Source organism: Flavobacterium inviolabile (assembly GCF_013389455.1).
GTDB classification, from domain to species: domain Bacteria; phylum Bacteroidota; class Bacteroidia; order Flavobacteriales; family Flavobacteriaceae; genus Flavobacterium; species Flavobacterium inviolabile.
The window spans coordinates 2881891-2896702 of sequence record NZ_CP058278.1; the positions used below are offsets into that span (position 1 = coordinate 2881891).

A 14812-nucleotide genomic window follows, 5' to 3' on the forward strand; every position below is an offset into this window, starting at 1 on the left:
TACTTTTTCAGGAATCTATGTTGAACTAAATATATTGATGTTGTAATTTTGATAACCCCTAAAAGCACATCCTTTTGTTTATCCCAGACAAAATAGTGTTTTTCCCTTTCTATAGGTTAAATTTTAAATTCAATATATTATGTCAATATTCGATAGCAGAATTAACTATAAACCATTTGAGTACCCCGAAGTACTTAAATTCACAGAAGCCATAAACAAATCGTACTGGGTGCACAGTGAAGTCGATTTCACCGCTGATACACAGGACTTTCACTCGCATTTGAGCCATGCGGAAAAAACCGCCATCAAGCATAGTTTGCTGGCAATTGCACAGATTGAAGTAGCCGTAAAAAGCTTCTGGGGTAATATCTATGAGCATTTTCCAAAACCGGAATTCAACGGACTGGGCAGTACTTTTGCCGAATGTGAATTCAGGCATTCCGAAGCCTATTCCCGACTGTTGGAAGTACTGGGTTACAACGACGAATTTGAAAAACTGTTGACCATTCCGGTAATCATGCAGCGTGTCAACTATCTTTCAAAAGTGCTGAAAGATACCCGTTCGCAGGACAATCAGAAATATGTGGTTTCACTGATCCTGTTCAGCATACTAATTGAAAACGTATCGCTTTTCAGCCAGTTTGCCATTATACTGTCCTTTACCCGTTTTAAAGGCTATATGAAAAATGTGAGTAACATTATCGCCTGGACTTCTGTGGACGAGCAGGTACATGCCAATGCCGGAATCTATATTGTTAATAAGATCCGCGAAGAGCATCCGGAATATTTTGATGCCGAAACCATTGCCCTGATCCGTGAAAGTGTCAAAGATTCTATTGGAGTGGAATCGGATATCCTGGACTGGATCTTTGAAAGCGGTGAGCTTGAAATCATCAAAAAGAATGACCTGGTTAATTTTATGAAATTCCGTATAGACGAAAGTCTTTCCCAGATTGGCATTGAAAAAGTGTTTCATGTCAGCCAGGAAGAATATCAGGTAATGGCCTGGTTTGAAGAAGAAGTGTTTGCCAACAGTCTTGATGATTTCTTTGCAAAACGTCCGGTAGAGTACACAAAACACGATAAAAGTATTACGGCAAACGACCTGTTTTAATTTTTTTTACCCATAATCCTATAATAATGCAAGATATTTCAAATAAGAATACGGAACCTTTTTCCGACAACAATCCCTTTCCAAAACTATGGTGGAAAAATTCCGAAAGTGAACAAATATTAAACAGAGGTTACCTGCTAAAAGGTGAAACGGTTGAAGGTGCTATCGACCGGATTTGCAGTGCTGCTGCCCGCAGACTGTACCGCCCGGAATTAAAAGAATCTTTCCAGGAAATGATTGAGCGCGGCTGGATGAGTATCAGTTCTCCGGTCTGGGCCAATATGGGTACCGAAAGAGGGTTGCCTATTTCCTGTTTTAACGTTCATATTCCGGACCATATTGAAGGGATTACCCACAAACTGGGTGAAGTGATCATGCAAACAAAAATCGGAGGCGGTACTTCCGGTTATTTCGGGGAGCTGAGAGAAAGAGGCAGCGCCGTAACCGATAACGGGAAAAGCAGCGGTTCAGTTAGCTTTATGAAGTTATTCGACACAGCTATGGATACGATTTCACAGGGTGGCGTGCGCCGTGGTGCATTTGCCGCTTACCTTGACATTGACCATCCGGATATCGAAGAGTTTCTTAAGATTAAAAGCATCGGAAACCCTATCCAAAACCTGTTTACCGGCGTGTGCGTTCCGGATTACTGGATGCAGGAAATGATTGACGGCGATACCGAAAAACGCCATATCTGGGCAAAAGTACTGGAAAGCCGCCAACAGAAAGGATTGCCTTATATTTTCTTTTCGGATAATGTCAATAAAAATAAACCACAGGTTTATAAAGACAATAACCTGCGCATTAATTCGAGTAATTTATGCAGTGAGATCATGCTGCCGTCTTCAAAAGACGAATCGTTTATCTGCTGCCTGTCTTCTATGAATCTTGAGCTTTATGAAGAATGGAAAGACACCGAAGCCGTTAAACTGGCTATCTTTTTCCTGGATGCCGTATTGCAGGAGTTCATCGAAAAAACAGAAGACAATTATTATTTAACAGCAGCCAACCGCTTTGCAAAAAGACACCGTGCTTTAGGACTGGGCGTTTTGGGCTGGCATTCTTACCTGCAAAAAAACATGATTCCGTTTGAAGGTATGGAGGCTAAAATGAAAACTACGGAGATCTTTAAACATATCAGTGAAAAAGCCGACAAAGCCACACAGGAACTGGCGCGCATTTACGGTGAGCCGGAATTGCTGAAAGGCTACGGCAGACGTAACACCACAACACTGGCAATTGCACCTACCACCTCTTCATCGGCAATTTTAGGACAAACGTCACCCGGTATTGAACCGTTTAGCAGTAATTATTATAAAGCCGGACTTTCCAAAGGGAATTTTATGCGTAAAAACAAATACCTGAGAAAGTTACTGGAAGAAAAAGGGCTGGACAATGAAGAAATCTGGAGAGAGATCATGCTAAACGGCGGCAGTGTGCAGCATATCGAACAGCTCACAGCAAACGAAAAAGCGGTCTTTAAAACATTTAAAGAGATCAGTCAGCTGGAAATCATACAGCAGGCGGCCATCCGTCAGAAATTTGTAGATCAGGCACAGAGTTTAAACCTGAATATCCCTTCCGACTTACCGATTAAAGATGTAAACAGTCTTTTAATTGAAGCCTGGAAGCTGGGAATTAAAACCCTGTATTACCAACGCAGTCAAAGTGTTTCCAAAGAGTTTATCACCAATCTGGTAAGCTGTAGCAGCTGTGAATCATAGCAGAATCGAATGATTATAATTTTTCAAATAAATTATAATCATTTTTTTAACAAAAAAAAGAAATAAATAAACATAAAAATAACCTGATTAGCTTGCATAATTAACCAAAACACTTTAAATTTAACTTCATATTCCTGAGAATTTCTTTGCTCCAAACAAAAATTAATTAGGCTTATGAATACGTACCAGCACATTACCGAACTAAAAGCCCCACTAAAAGTACTTAATACCGATGAACAAATAAAACTGGATGGTTGCAAAACCACACTGTCCTTTAAAAAGGGCGACCGGATTTATGAAGAAGGCGCGCTAATAAACGGCGTGTATTGTATTGACAAAGGTGTTTGCAAACTGACCAAAAAGGAACAGATCATACGACTGGCAGGCAGTGGCGATATTTTGGGTTTACAATCCATTATCGCCAAAGTCCCGGTCAATACCAGTACCTATGCACTGGAAACCATGCAGGTCAATTTTATACCTTCCCCGCTCATTATCGAGTTATTGGAACAAAACAAATTGTTCTCTTTAAATGCTTTAAATATAATCTGTAAAGAGTTTCAGGATGCCAGCAACCTGCTGGTCAATATGGCTCAGAAAAATGTCAGGCAGCGGCTTGCCTATACATTACTCAACTTTAAAGATACTTTCGGGACTGATGAAGATGCCGCTATCAATATTAATTTATCCCGCGAAGAACTGGCATCTATTATTGGTACAGCTCCGGAAAACTGCATCCGTCTTCTTTCCGAATTCACAAAAGAGAATATAATCCAGCTGTACGGAAAAAAGATCATCATCAAAAATCCCACCGCCCTCCTTAAGATTTCGAAATAAATGGCTGAGAAGCCTATTTTAGTAGTAAAAGCTAACATTTATCATGTTTTATTTTAGCTATTTAGCATTATTTTGTCTAAATCTAAAAAAGCAGGCACATTATACATTCCCCTAAAAACACTAAAGATGCAAATCGAACCCGATCTCTTATTTACCTGGGGAGCTATCGCTAAGGAGTTCCCGAAAAATACCGTTATTTTTTATGAAAATGATCCCGCACTGTACTTTTACCAGATCCTGGAAGGTACTGTTAAAATGGTATATATTAACGAAGACGGAAAAGAACTTACGGTCGGAATGTTCGAAAAAGGCCGGAGTTTCGGAGAACCGCCTTTGTTTATTGACCAGCCTTATCCGGCAGCGGCAATTGCCCATACCGATACTATCATACTGAAACTTTCAAAAGAGAAATTTTTTGAGATGCTGAAAGAGCACAATGAAATTTTATCCAAAGTACTGCAGCTGTTTGCGACCCGTATTTACAACAAGGTGGTTTTTTCTAAAAACATCATTAATCAGAAACCGGAACACAGGATCCGTACCTTTCTGGACAATTTTAAGAAGCAATGCAGCCATCCGACAGAAAAGATCCTGATTCCCTATACCCGTAAGGAAATTGCCGATTTTACAGGATTAAGGGTTGAAACTGTGATCCGTACCGTATCTCAGATGAGTAAAAGAAAGAAAATTGAAATCAAAAATCATAAGTTATACTATTGATAGCGGCAAGCGTTAGTAATGCCTGCACTATGATTACAGTCATACCGTATACGCTAAAAATTTTCTTCCTTTATACCATAAAAATAATTATTAATTCGTGTAATTTTTATGCCAAACTCAAAAGCGGAAACAAAATACTTTGTTTCCGCTTTTTAATGTTAAAAGGTTATATGGTTACAATAAGGTTTTCTGCTGCATCATCAGGGAAATATTAACCGCCCTTTCTTTTATTTCATTGGCTTTCTTACCGCTGAAAAGTTCATCTACAGTCGCGGTAAACAGTTTATTCCAATGCTTAAAATGCTTCACGGTCAGCGGGCTTTTATGGTGTAATTCGCGGTGCTTTACCATCGGGTTTCCTTCAAAATTTCCGGTATAAAACAAGATGTTTTCCCAGAAGTCATACATTTTAGGAAGGTGTTTTTTCCAGTTTACCCGAGCGACTTCCGTGAACAGATAGCCTATTTCGGAATCCGTTTTCACCTTTTCATAAAAAACGTTTACCAAAAGAATAATATCTTCCCGGTTCTGAATATCTTTTTTCATAAATCATACCTTTAAATTAATATGCTGACAACTTTTTTGGGTGATTCCGAAAACAAAGCAAAATCACAAATCTTTATTCTTAAACTTTCTTAAAGAGAAATAAAACGGCAGTATGGCCCACAAACACAATAACAGCAGCGCAATCAGCAATCCCCAGAACGTTCCGAATGAATCTTTAAAAACAGCTCCGGTATAGCCCATCATGGCCGATACGTCCAATTGCAATAAAAGCTGTATTCTCGCAAGATCAATCGGGCTTAAGGCCGTAAGCCCTACCATCATTTTTTCGATAGGATATTCGGATAGCTGAAAGAGCAAAAACAATATTATCCCATCGAATAACAGAGCAAAAAACAACCAGGTCATAATCGATATTCCAATTCCTTTGGCTTTATCACGGGTAGCAATCGAGCATAAAAAAGCCAGCGACACAAAGACTAATGTAATCAGGCAGCCCACTACGATCATCATCATCCCGACCCGGTTTGCCGAATAACACAAAAGCGGTATACCCGACCCTATCAAAAATGCAATGACCAAACTTAATGAAAGTCCTTTAAAAAGACTAATCCATATCTTTTTTCTTTTGACCGGCTGACTTAACAACAGTTCAATAAATTCGGAGCTGTTGTAAATATAAATTGTCGTAAAAAGTATCGACACCAGCGGTACAGTCAACAAAATAATATTCAGTATCGTGAGCAGCCCTTTTGCGGTATTGTCTTCCATCGTAAAGGCACCCCATGACAGTACGGACAATATCAGGGTATAGACAATAACAATCTTATTTTTTAAGATGTCCGAAAGAATTATTCTTACTATGCTGTTCATTGCCGGTTATTTTTTAAAATATGTGCAATTCCTTTAGATATTTTCTGCTGTTGTGTTTCCTCCCGCAGCGTTTCCACCGATTTATGAAAATGGACTTTTCCTTCCTGCATAAAGACAATCTCGGTTATAAGATCGTCCAGCTCACTCAGTAAATGCGAGGTAATTAACACCAGCTTCCCGTTTTCTTTTTCCTTGATGATCTTATCCCTCAGGATTTCGGAAGCCAACGGATCCAGTCCGGCTGTAGGCTCGTCCAGTATCAGCACTTTGGAGTTAAACAGAAAGGCCAGTGTTGCACTTACTTTCTGAATGGTTCCTCCGGACAGGGTTCCCATTTTTTTCTCCGAGAGCTTATCGATCTGAAAGGCATAAAACAAATCCAGATCCAGCGGCTGTGTACTATTGCGGATCTTTTTTATCATGTCTATTATCTGTCCGATTGTCATGTTATCCGGATAGCGCCCGATTTGCGGCATATAGCCGATATTTTCCCTGTAACGGAATTCTTTAATAATGTTTTCGCCTTCAAATGTTATGGTGCCTGTGTCGGGAATCACCATACCCAGAATGCTTTTAATCAGTGTTGTTTTCCCACAGCCGTTTGGTCCGATAAGGGCAATGCACTCACCGCTGTTGCAGGACAGGGAAACGTCCCGGAGTACCTGCAGCTTTCCAAACGATTTGTTTATGTTTTTAATTGTTATCATATCGGTAGCGCCCGCATCAGGGGCTTATTATCTACAAAATTATCGGGGGTAATACTGGGCAGGACCTTTTCCGATTTGTCCAGTAAAGTGATGATAAAGCTTCTAAAGAGCAGCATCGTGGCCGGATTGCTTTCCGTAAGCACTGCAAACAGGCTTAACGGATGATACGGCACATCACCGAAACTGTCTTTATCCAGATCATATCCCTGGTATTTATCCCAATAATTTCCGTTGAACTTGTTGAGTACCAAACTTCCGTTTGTCCCTATATCGAAGGTGTTGCCTAAAAAATTATTGTGCCGGATTTCATTGTCCATACAGCTGGCCTGGATTTTCATGCCCCAGCCGTTAGCTTTAAACACATTTTTTTCCACCTTTATCCGGGTTGTTCCTTCCATATAAATTCCGGAAGTATTTTTAACAAAGTGGTTCCCGTAAATATAACTGTCGGATATCTCTTTCAGCAATAGTCCGTAGGCGGCTTCACCCCAGTTTTCATCAAATACATTATTAATCATCCGGACATTTCGGGTAAACATGACCGCAACACCGGCACCGTTATCCCGGAAAACATTGGTAATATAGGAATCATTATCCGAGAACATAAAATGCAGTCCGTAACGGATATTCCTGGCAGCGATATTCCGCCAGATAATTGAATTATAGACAAATTCAAAATAAATACCGTCCCGGTGTCCGGTTACTTCATTGGCAATGATTTGTAAATCCTCGCTTTTCCAGCAGTGTATGCCGTTACCGATTTGCTGTTCTTCGGTAGCCGAAGCTTTTATTTTATTATGGGTGATTATGCAGTTTTTTCCATTTTGAATATAAATCCCGAAAAAATTATTTTCGAGGATATTATGCTGAATGCGTACGTGATCTTTATTATATACCTTGATTCCGCAGGGATCCTGTAAGGCTGCATGCCCGGAATTGATTACCCGGAAACCGTCAACAACAACACTATCGGATTTAACGGAAACAACTTCATACTTTCGCTGACCGTCTAAAACCGGATATTCTTTACCTAAAAAGACCAGTTTTTTAGCAATCACGATAGTACCTTCCCTGTATATTCCCTTATGAACCAGAATTGTATCGCCGGAGCGGGCTAACTGTATCGCTTCTTTGATGGACTTCACCGGTTTATCCTTTCCTACTTCTATCTTTTTCTGTGCCGACAAAGACATGGTAGCAAAAAACATCAGGCCATATACTATTATTTTTTTCATTCTTTTAAAATTGAGTCCCAGTTAATCGTTTCGGCCGCTAAGCCGTCATTTGCTTTTTCCGCCTGTTCAGCAGTTGTAAATGCTGCTGTGTTGCCATGCATCGGGCTTGTAATGGCGCCGCCTTTTAAATACACTGCTGTTTCAGCCGGAATGAGCACATTCTCTTTGTTATAATCGTGTACATAATAGGCTTTCACAGCAGTGGTATGGTTTTCTTTACAATAGTTCCGCATACAGGCGATATCGTCAAACTTATAGGCTCTCCCCTTTTGAGTGATAAGCTCCGCTCCGAATTTTCCATCGGAAATGGTCATCCTGCAGAAATCGCACTGGTCAGCATTTAAGGCTATCGGAACTTCTTTACCGTTAGAACAGGAAGCCAAGAACAGCAGCAACAGCGGCAAAATACCGTTGATGGTTTTGGTTCTTTTTAGTTTGTTTACAGCGCCTGTTTCTATCAGAAATAATGCAAACAGCAGTATTCCTGATACAATCAGCAGCCATCCTCCTGTGTCCGGTATGGAATAAGCCCCGAAATTGAGTAATTGTTTATAGCCCAGTAAAGGCGGCTGATAGGCCATTCCGGGTACTTTTATCGCCGCATTAGGGTCTAAATTGTGTCCGTAATCATAATTCCATTTGTAAAAATCAATAGCCGAAAGGGTTCCGAATAATAGAAAGGCTCCAAACAGGATAATAACGCCTTTTTTTCTTTTTATAAAACAGACCAGCAGCGAACAGATTGCCAGACAGGCAATGATATAAGGCAATACGGTAAATTCTATAAAATTATCGGTATGCAGGGTTTTCATTCCAATATAGTGGTTTAATCCATTGATAATATCTACGTCCCCTGCAATTTTATGGGCATAGAGTTGTAATACCAATCCCTCCGGATATTGTGGTGCACTCAGTTCTATCCGCCATATCGGAAAGAAAATCGTAAGTAGTAAAAGTAAACTTACCAGTACCAGTATCCCTTTGGAAAACACTGAAATCGAGTCTTTTTTCATCTTAATATTTTAAAGAAAAGGGAGTAAAACGATACTCCCTTTCTGGTTATTTTTTACTGTACGGGAGCGGATGTTTTTTTATCCAGCTTGTATGAAATAGGCACCTTGCTGTTTGCCGGTGACACTCTCAGGTAACCTGACATTTCCTGGTGCAGCGCACTACAAAAATCGGTACAATAGAACGGGAATATTCCCACTCTTTTCGGCAGCCATTTCAACGTGATCGTTTCACCCGGCATGATCAGCGTTTCCGCATTATCGGCTCCTTTAATGGCAAATCCGTGCGGTACGTCCCAATCCTGTTCCAGGTTCGTTACGTGGAAATAAACCTCATCGCCAACTTTAACACCTTCAATGTTATCCGGTGCAAGGTGGGAACGAATGGCGGTCATATACACATGGACTTTATTTCCTTCGCGGACAACTCTTGTATCTTTTTCATTTTTCACCGCATACGGGTGGTTGTTTTCTTCAATTTTGTAGAATTTCAATTGTCCGTTATTGCGAATCAGATCGGCCGGAGCTGCCTGTGCATAGTGTGGTTCCCCAATGGTCGGGTAATCCAGTATTAACTGCATTTTATCGCCACTGATGTCATATAGCTGCGCACTTTGGGCAAGCTCAGGTCCTGTTGGCAAATACCTGTCTTTTGTGATTTTGTTATAGGCAACCAGGTATTTTCCAAAAGGTTTTTTACTGTCACCACCCGGAATCATAAGGTGTCCTACAGAATAATAGGTTGGAACCCTGTCCAGAACTTTAAGTGTTTTGATGTCCCATTTTACCACTTCTGAAGAAACAAACATCGTGGTATAAGCATTTCCTTTACCGTCAAATTCGGTATGTAACGGGCCTAATCCCGGTTTTTGAACTTCACCGTGCAATGCCGATTCGTATTTCACTACCGGAATGCCGCCATATTCTCCTTCATAATCTTTTTTAGCAATGGCATTCTGTAATTTATCAAAACTAAACACCGGAATCAATGCGGCCAGTTTTCCACTACCGATGATGTATTCTCCGGTAGGATCAACATCACAACCGTGAGGCGATTTAGGACAAGGGATCATATAACAGATATCTTTAAATTCTGCCGCATCTAAAACCAGAACCTCATCTTTCATAACAGATTTGGAGGAATGTGTTTTTTCATCCCAGGTATTGTGGGCATATTTCACCTTTTGTTTTTTACCTTTTCCGGCTTTAATATACTCTTCCGCTTTTTTCCAGTTCACCGCCATAATAAAATCCTTATCATTTTTTGAGGCGTTAACTTCCAGCAGCGTATTGGCCTGCTCGGTATTATAGCAGGAGAAGAAAAACCATCCGTGGGATTTGCCTTTACCGGCGTGGCTCAAATCGAAATTTACTCCGGGTGTGGCGATCTGGAATGCCAGATTCATTTCTCCGTTGTTTTTATCGACACTAACAAAGCTGATGTGTCCTTTAAAATTCTGTTTATAGGTATCAATAGACACGTCACCATCTGTATAATCCGGCGGCACACTAAAACGGGTTCCGGCCACTACATATTCGGTATTCTCGGTAATAAACGGCGAAGAGTGATTTCCGGCACTGTTTGGCAATTCAATAATCTCAGCCGTTTTAAACGTTTTAAGATCCACACGGGCAATTCTCGGAGTGTTATTGGCATTTCCAAATACCCAGCGTCCGTCAATTTCCCCATTGGTCTGCGACATTTCCACGTGGTGTAAATCATCCCAGGGAACAAATCCGTGTGAAGTATTCAGCATCGGTTTTGTTTCTTCACTGTAACCCCAGCCTTTTTCAGGGTCCACCGAAAATACCGGGATCACTTTAAAAAGTCTTCCGGACGGTAATCCGTAAACACTTAGCTGTCCGCTAAATCCTCCGGAAACAAAATTGTAAAACTCATCATACTTTCCTGGCGGAACATACGCTTTCTGAGCAATATCCCCGGTTAGTGCATCCGTTGAGTTTTTGGGCTTACAGGAGCCCAAAAGCGACAACATAATGACAACTAGTGTCGTTTGTATTAATCTGTTTTTCATGATAGTAAAAAATTTAATTTAATATTTTTATTTAGCGGCATCATTCCTGCGCATAAATTCCAGGATCTGCCGTGCTTCATCGTCTGTAACTGCCTGGTTGGGCATGCGTACCAGACAAATTTCCAATTGTGCCTGTAGTTCCGGATCTTTATCGATCATCGGGTCCGGGTTGGTAATAAAATTCATGATCCATTCCGGAGCTCTTCGCTCTGTAACGCCTTTCCATCCGGGACCAACTAATTTTTCATCGGAAGTTTTATGACAGGACAAACATTTTACACCGACCACTTTATCTCCCTGGTCTGCCAGGGAAGCGTCGATACCTGCTCCTATTTCTACATTTTTGAATTTTCCTTCTCCCCTTTTGGCATCATAGGCGGAAGGATCGGATGCTTGCTCCGTTACCGTTTGTTTAGAGAAATCGTCTGTTGTTTTACCTTTCTCTTTTCCACAGGAGAGTAATAGGAAACATCCGGATAGCAATAAAAAAAATCTGTTCATAAGTAGTATATTTTGTTCATTTTATGATACAAAATTCCTCAACTTATACTCTTTATTGTATGATTACAGTCATACTTTACCAGAAAAACACATACTAATTTTGTACTTATTTACAACACATTAGCCTTGCTTTTCAATCCTCTGGTAATGAAATTTTCTATTTACATCATCATCTTTCTCCTTATATTCAAACCTGCCTTGCCGGTTCTGAATTATATGCTCAATCGGGAGGCTATTGTAAAAGAATATTGCCAGAATATCCAAAAACCGGAACTTAACTGTAATGGAAAATGTCATTTAAAAGCCGAACTGGCCAAAGCTTCGGCAGACAATACTCCCTATTCGGCAGAGAAAAAAATCCATACCGAAGAAACGGTCTTGTTTATCACCGATATTCCACTGTTTACTCCGGCAAAACAATTCTGGTATGTCCTTAGGAATAAGGCGGTGTATTATTCCAATTTATATGCGCTGCTAAATACTACCGCAGTATTCCACCCTCCTGTTTTCTAAATACTTTTTTTCGAATTGTTGTTATTTTTTTTGGTTATACAACCGAAGAAGATGCTTATACCTAATTTTTAAAAATACTTTTATGAAAACTTTTCAATATATATACCTGTTTTTCAGCCTTATTCTTCTGGCTTCCTGTTCTACAGACAATACCGATACCACAGTAACCCCGGTAAACGAAACGGCCGGACTGATCCGCATTAAAGAACTGTCGAATGAAAACCATACCATAGAACTGTACTCCGATACCGGCATCCTGAAACAGGGCTACAATGCTATTTCCCTGAGAATAAAAGACAAAACAACCGGCCAGTACCAAACCGAAGCAGCTGTTAGCTGGACACCGGTAATGCACATGACCACAATGGAACATTCCTGTCCGAAATCGCCGGTAACAAAAGCTGCCGGTACCCAATCCTTATATACCGGGGAAATCGTCTTCCAGATGGCGCAGAACGACACGGAATCCTGGACACTCACCATTGATTATACCCTTAACGGTACCAGCTACTCTGCTACAGATACTATTGCGGTATTCCCTTCCGAAAAACGGACGGTAAGTTCTTTTACCGGAACAGACGGAACACGCTATATTGTTGCCTATATAGCACCCAAAAATCCGGCAGTGGCACTGAATGATATAACGGTAGGCGTTTTCCGAATGGAAAACATGATGAGCTTCCCTATTGTTGATAACTACAAAATAAAGATCGATCCCCGAATGCCGGGTATGGGCAATCACGGATCGCCCTACAATACTGATCTAACGCAAACCACACCCGGAAAACTGTATCACGGTAAGCTTTCACTAACCATGACCGGCTACTGGAAAATCAACTTACAGCTGCTCAATGCTTCCGGTCAGGTTTTAAAAGGGGAACCGGTTACAACAGACAATCCCCAGAGCAGTCTCTTTTTTGAAATTGAATTTTAGTTTTTCATTGCAGCAGGCTTCCTCTTGGGTATGGCCTGCTGCTTAAAATTCATTCCTTATGAAAATTATCCTCACGCTATTTGCTGTTGGCTTTTCAGCGGGCTGTTTTGCGCAGCACAGTCAGACAGACAGCATAACACCGGTATATATTAACGAGGTTATTATTATCGGTAAAAAAACACCTTTATATCAGAAGCAGCCCAAATCATTAACCAGTACCGAAGATTACCTGTTACAGTCCTCAAAAGTAAACATGGTAAAAAGAGGTGCCTATGCCTGGGAACCATTTCTGAATAATATGGCTACAGAAAGAACCGTTATTACAATAGACGGTATGCGCATCTTTGGTGCCTGTACCGATAAAATGGACCCGGTTACTTCCTATGTTGAGGTTTCCAATCTTTCGGAAGCCAGTATAACTTCTGGACAGCTTGGAAGCTGCCACGGACCGACCATAGGCGGAGCAATCGATTTAAAAAGAGCCGACCGCTATAAAGGTTACCAGGGCTGGAATACGATGCTGCATACCGGCTATGAAACCAACAATCAGCATAAAATTGCCGGAATGAACACCAGCTATAAAGACAGCCTCTGGTATGTAAATGCCGATTTTATGCTGCGTGATGCCGGCAATTATAAAACCGGTAATAATGTGGAAGTTCCTTTTTCACAATTTACCAAATACAACCTCTCCGGTACTGCCGGCTATCAGTTTACCAAAAGACAGCTGGTGGAAGGTTCGGTAATTTATGATAAGGCTGTCAATGTGGGCTATCCGGCTTTGCCGATGGATGTATCGCTGGCACAGGCAATCATCACTTCTTTACGTTACCGGTATACCCCTGTTTCAGATTATTTTTCCGAATGGGAAACCAAAGCCTATTTTAATTCGATTGTCCATAAAATGGACGATACCAAACGACCGGTAGTGCCGATACACATGGACATGCCGGGCTGGTCAGACACCTATGGTTTGTACTCTAAGTTAAAAGGAAAATTCAACCGACAGCAGTTTGCCGTTAACCTCAATGCCTATTATAACCGTTCGCTGGCAGAAATGACCATGTATCCGGCCAATCCGTCAGAGAATATCATGTTTATGTACACCTGGCCCGATATCCGTACGCAGTACACCGGACTATATTTAGAAGATAAAATTGCGGTAAACAGTCATTCCGATATTACAATAACAACCGGTATTGGCATACATACCAATAAAGTTGCCGATAAATCCGGGTTACAGAGTCTTCAGATTTTTTATCCGGAAATGAACGAAACCAAAAGCCGGATTTTAAAAAGTTTTGCTGTAAACTACCTGCATCGTATGACTAAAATAGAATATGGTTTAGGATTAGGCTATGGCGAAAGAGCGCCGTCTGTTTCGGAAGCTTACGGGTTTTATTTATACAACAGTAATGATTTTTATGATTATATCGGGAATCCCGGTTTAAAGAATGAAAAATCATTTGAAGCCAATGGTCATATCCGTTATCAGAATAAAAACCTGAGCGGAAAACTGAGCAGTACGTTTTTCTATATTAAAGATTATTATATCGGGGAAATCAATCCGGCCATACTCCCCATGACCATCGGGGCAAAAGGCGTCAAGATCTATAATGCGCTGGAACATGCCCTGATCTTTAATACCGATTTGGAACTGGAATATACCTTCACCACATCTCTAAAATGGAAAAACCAGCTGGCATACAGCTATGGACAGGATGCTTCAAACCGGAATCTTCCGTTTATCAGTCCTTTGCGTTATAAAAGCAGCTTTCTTTTTACCCGGGGTGATTTCAATCTAAACCTTATTGCTTCCGGTAATGTTGCCCATACAAATTTTGCGGCATTCTATGGTGAAGCAACCACACCGGACTATTGCATTTTTACCGTTAATTCCGGGCAGTCATTCCGTTTGGGCAGTACTAAAATTAACGTGCAGGCTGGAGTTGAAAACATCCTGGACAAATATTACACAACCTATTCCGACTGGAACGGGATTCCGCGTTTGGGAAGAAACTTTTTTATAAATGCTTCTTATTCATTTTAGTACACGCCAATAGTTTCTTTTTATTATTAATGCCGATTATGACTAAAATCATGT

14 protein-coding genes are annotated in these 14812 nt (G+C 40.7%); 7 read left to right on the forward strand and 7 right to left on the reverse strand.

The features are described 5' to 3' along the window. Window positions 1-139: 139 nt before the first annotated feature. The 4 genes from HW120_RS12905 to HW120_RS12920 all read left to right on the forward strand — a co-directional run bounded on the left by HW120_RS12905 (window position 140) and on the right by HW120_RS12920 (window position 4395). Window positions 140-1114, forward strand: a complete 975-nt coding sequence (locus HW120_RS12905; RefSeq protein WP_177734500.1) for a ribonucleotide-diphosphate reductase subunit beta — start codon at window positions 140-142, stop codon at window positions 1112-1114. Window positions 1115-1140: 26 nt separating this feature from the next. Next, window positions 1141-2838, forward strand: coding sequence for a ribonucleoside-diphosphate reductase subunit alpha (locus HW120_RS12910; protein WP_177734501.1), 1698 nt, complete (start codon window positions 1141-1143; stop codon window positions 2836-2838). A gap of 174 nt (window positions 2839-3012) precedes the next feature. Further along, complete coding sequence (locus HW120_RS12915; RefSeq protein WP_177734502.1) at window positions 3013-3675, forward strand: Crp/Fnr family transcriptional regulator; 663 nt, start codon at window positions 3013-3015, stop codon at window positions 3673-3675. Window positions 3676-3801: 126 nt separating this feature from the next. Then, window positions 3802-4395, forward strand: coding sequence for a Crp/Fnr family transcriptional regulator (locus tag HW120_RS12920; RefSeq protein ID WP_177734503.1), 594 nt, complete (start codon window positions 3802-3804; stop codon window positions 4393-4395). 174 nt (window positions 4396-4569) lie between these two features. On the opposite strand, the gene HW120_RS12925 is transcribed toward HW120_RS12920, so the two are convergent. The 7 genes from HW120_RS12925 to HW120_RS12955 form a co-directional block, all read right to left on the reverse strand. After that, window positions 4570-4941 (reverse strand): group III truncated hemoglobin, encoded by a 372-nt coding sequence (locus tag HW120_RS12925; protein WP_177734504.1) that lies wholly within the window; start codon window positions 4939-4941, stop codon window positions 4570-4572. Between the two features lie 63 nt (window positions 4942-5004). Then, window positions 5005-5772 carry an ABC transporter permease gene (locus HW120_RS12930; protein ID WP_177734505.1) on the reverse strand — a complete coding sequence of 256 codons (768 nt, stop codon included), beginning with the start codon at window positions 5770-5772 and terminating at the stop codon, window positions 5005-5007. Further along, the gene (locus tag HW120_RS12935; RefSeq protein WP_177734506.1) at window positions 5769-6479 is read right to left on the reverse strand and encodes an ABC transporter ATP-binding protein; all 711 of its coding nucleotides are present in this window, start codon (window positions 6477-6479) and stop codon (window positions 5769-5771) included. The genes HW120_RS12930 and HW120_RS12935 overlap by 4 nt, the downstream gene beginning before the upstream one ends. After that, window positions 6476-7714 carry a nitrous oxide reductase family maturation protein NosD gene (nosD, locus tag HW120_RS12940; protein WP_177734507.1) on the reverse strand — a complete coding sequence of 413 codons (1239 nt, stop codon included), beginning with the start codon at window positions 7712-7714 and terminating at the stop codon, window positions 6476-6478. The genes HW120_RS12935 and nosD overlap by 4 nt, the downstream gene beginning before the upstream one ends. After that, window positions 7711-8727, reverse strand: coding sequence for a nitrous oxide reductase accessory protein NosL (locus tag HW120_RS12945; protein ID WP_246296987.1), 1017 nt, complete (start codon window positions 8725-8727; stop codon window positions 7711-7713). The genes nosD and HW120_RS12945 overlap by 4 nt, the downstream gene beginning before the upstream one ends. A gap of 53 nt (window positions 8728-8780) precedes the next feature. After that, on the reverse strand, window positions 8781-10760 hold the full coding sequence (gene nosZ / locus HW120_RS12950; RefSeq protein ID WP_177734508.1) for a Sec-dependent nitrous-oxide reductase: 1980 nt from the start codon (window positions 10758-10760) through the stop codon (window positions 8781-8783). Between the two features lie 27 nt (window positions 10761-10787). Then, complete coding sequence (locus HW120_RS12955) at window positions 10788-11261, reverse strand: c-type cytochrome (protein WP_177734509.1); 474 nt, start codon at window positions 11259-11261, stop codon at window positions 10788-10790. Between the two features lie 147 nt (window positions 11262-11408). On the opposite strand from HW120_RS12955, the gene HW120_RS12960 reads away from it, so the two are divergent. The 3 genes from HW120_RS12960 to HW120_RS12970 all read left to right on the forward strand — a co-directional run bounded on the left by HW120_RS12960 (window position 11409) and on the right by HW120_RS12970 (window position 14758). Next, on the forward strand, window positions 11409-11774 hold the full coding sequence (locus HW120_RS12960; RefSeq protein ID WP_177734510.1) for a hypothetical protein: 366 nt from the start codon (window positions 11409-11411) through the stop codon (window positions 11772-11774). Window positions 11775-11856: 82 nt separating this feature from the next. Continuing rightward, entirely contained in the window at window positions 11857-12708 is an 852-nt protein-coding gene (locus tag HW120_RS12965; RefSeq protein ID WP_177734511.1) for a hypothetical protein, read from the forward strand. A 58-nt stretch (window positions 12709-12766) separates the two neighbouring features. Further along, entirely contained in the window at window positions 12767-14758 is a 1992-nt protein-coding gene (locus HW120_RS12970) for a TonB-copper family protein (RefSeq protein ID WP_177734512.1), read from the forward strand. Window positions 14759-14812 lie beyond the last annotated feature (54 nt).

Bases quoted from the DNA above. Each gene is read 5' to 3' on its own strand.
- HW120_RS12935 (WP_177734506.1), bottom strand. From the start codon at position 6,479: ATGATAACAATTAAAAACATAAACAAATCGTTTGGAAAGCTGCAGGTA.
- HW120_RS12945 (WP_246296987.1), bottom strand. From the start codon at position 8,727: ATGAAAAAAGACTCGATTTCAGTGTTTTCCAAAGGGATACTGGTACTG.
- HW120_RS12955 (WP_177734509.1), bottom strand. From the start codon at position 11,261: ATGAACAGATTTTTTTTATTGCTATCCGGATGTTTCCTATTACTCTCC.
- HW120_RS12925 (WP_177734504.1), bottom strand. From the start codon at position 4,941: ATGAAAAAAGATATTCAGAACCGGGAAGATATTATTCTTTTGGTAAAC.
- HW120_RS12970 (WP_177734512.1), top strand. From the start codon at position 12,767: ATGAAAATTATCCTCACGCTATTTGCTGTTGGCTTTTCAGCGGGCTGT.
- HW120_RS12930 (WP_177734505.1), bottom strand. From the start codon at position 5,772: ATGAACAGCATAGTAAGAATAATTCTTTCGGACATCTTAAAAAATAAG.
- nosZ (WP_177734508.1), bottom strand. From the start codon at position 10,760: ATGAAAAACAGATTAATACAAACGACACTAGTTGTCATTATGTTGTCG.
- HW120_RS12920 (WP_177734503.1), top strand. From the start codon at position 3,802: ATGCAAATCGAACCCGATCTCTTATTTACCTGGGGAGCTATCGCTAAG.
- HW120_RS12960 (WP_177734510.1), top strand. From the start codon at position 11,409: ATGAAATTTTCTATTTACATCATCATCTTTCTCCTTATATTCAAACCT.
- HW120_RS12965 (WP_177734511.1), top strand. From the start codon at position 11,857: ATGAAAACTTTTCAATATATATACCTGTTTTTCAGCCTTATTCTTCTG.
- nosD (WP_177734507.1), bottom strand. From the start codon at position 7,714: ATGAAAAAAATAATAGTATATGGCCTGATGTTTTTTGCTACCATGTCT.
- HW120_RS12910 (WP_177734501.1), top strand. From the start codon at position 1,141: ATGCAAGATATTTCAAATAAGAATACGGAACCTTTTTCCGACAACAAT.
- HW120_RS12915 (WP_177734502.1), top strand. From the start codon at position 3,013: ATGAATACGTACCAGCACATTACCGAACTAAAAGCCCCACTAAAAGTA.
- HW120_RS12905 (WP_177734500.1), top strand. From the start codon at position 140: ATGTCAATATTCGATAGCAGAATTAACTATAAACCATTTGAGTACCCC.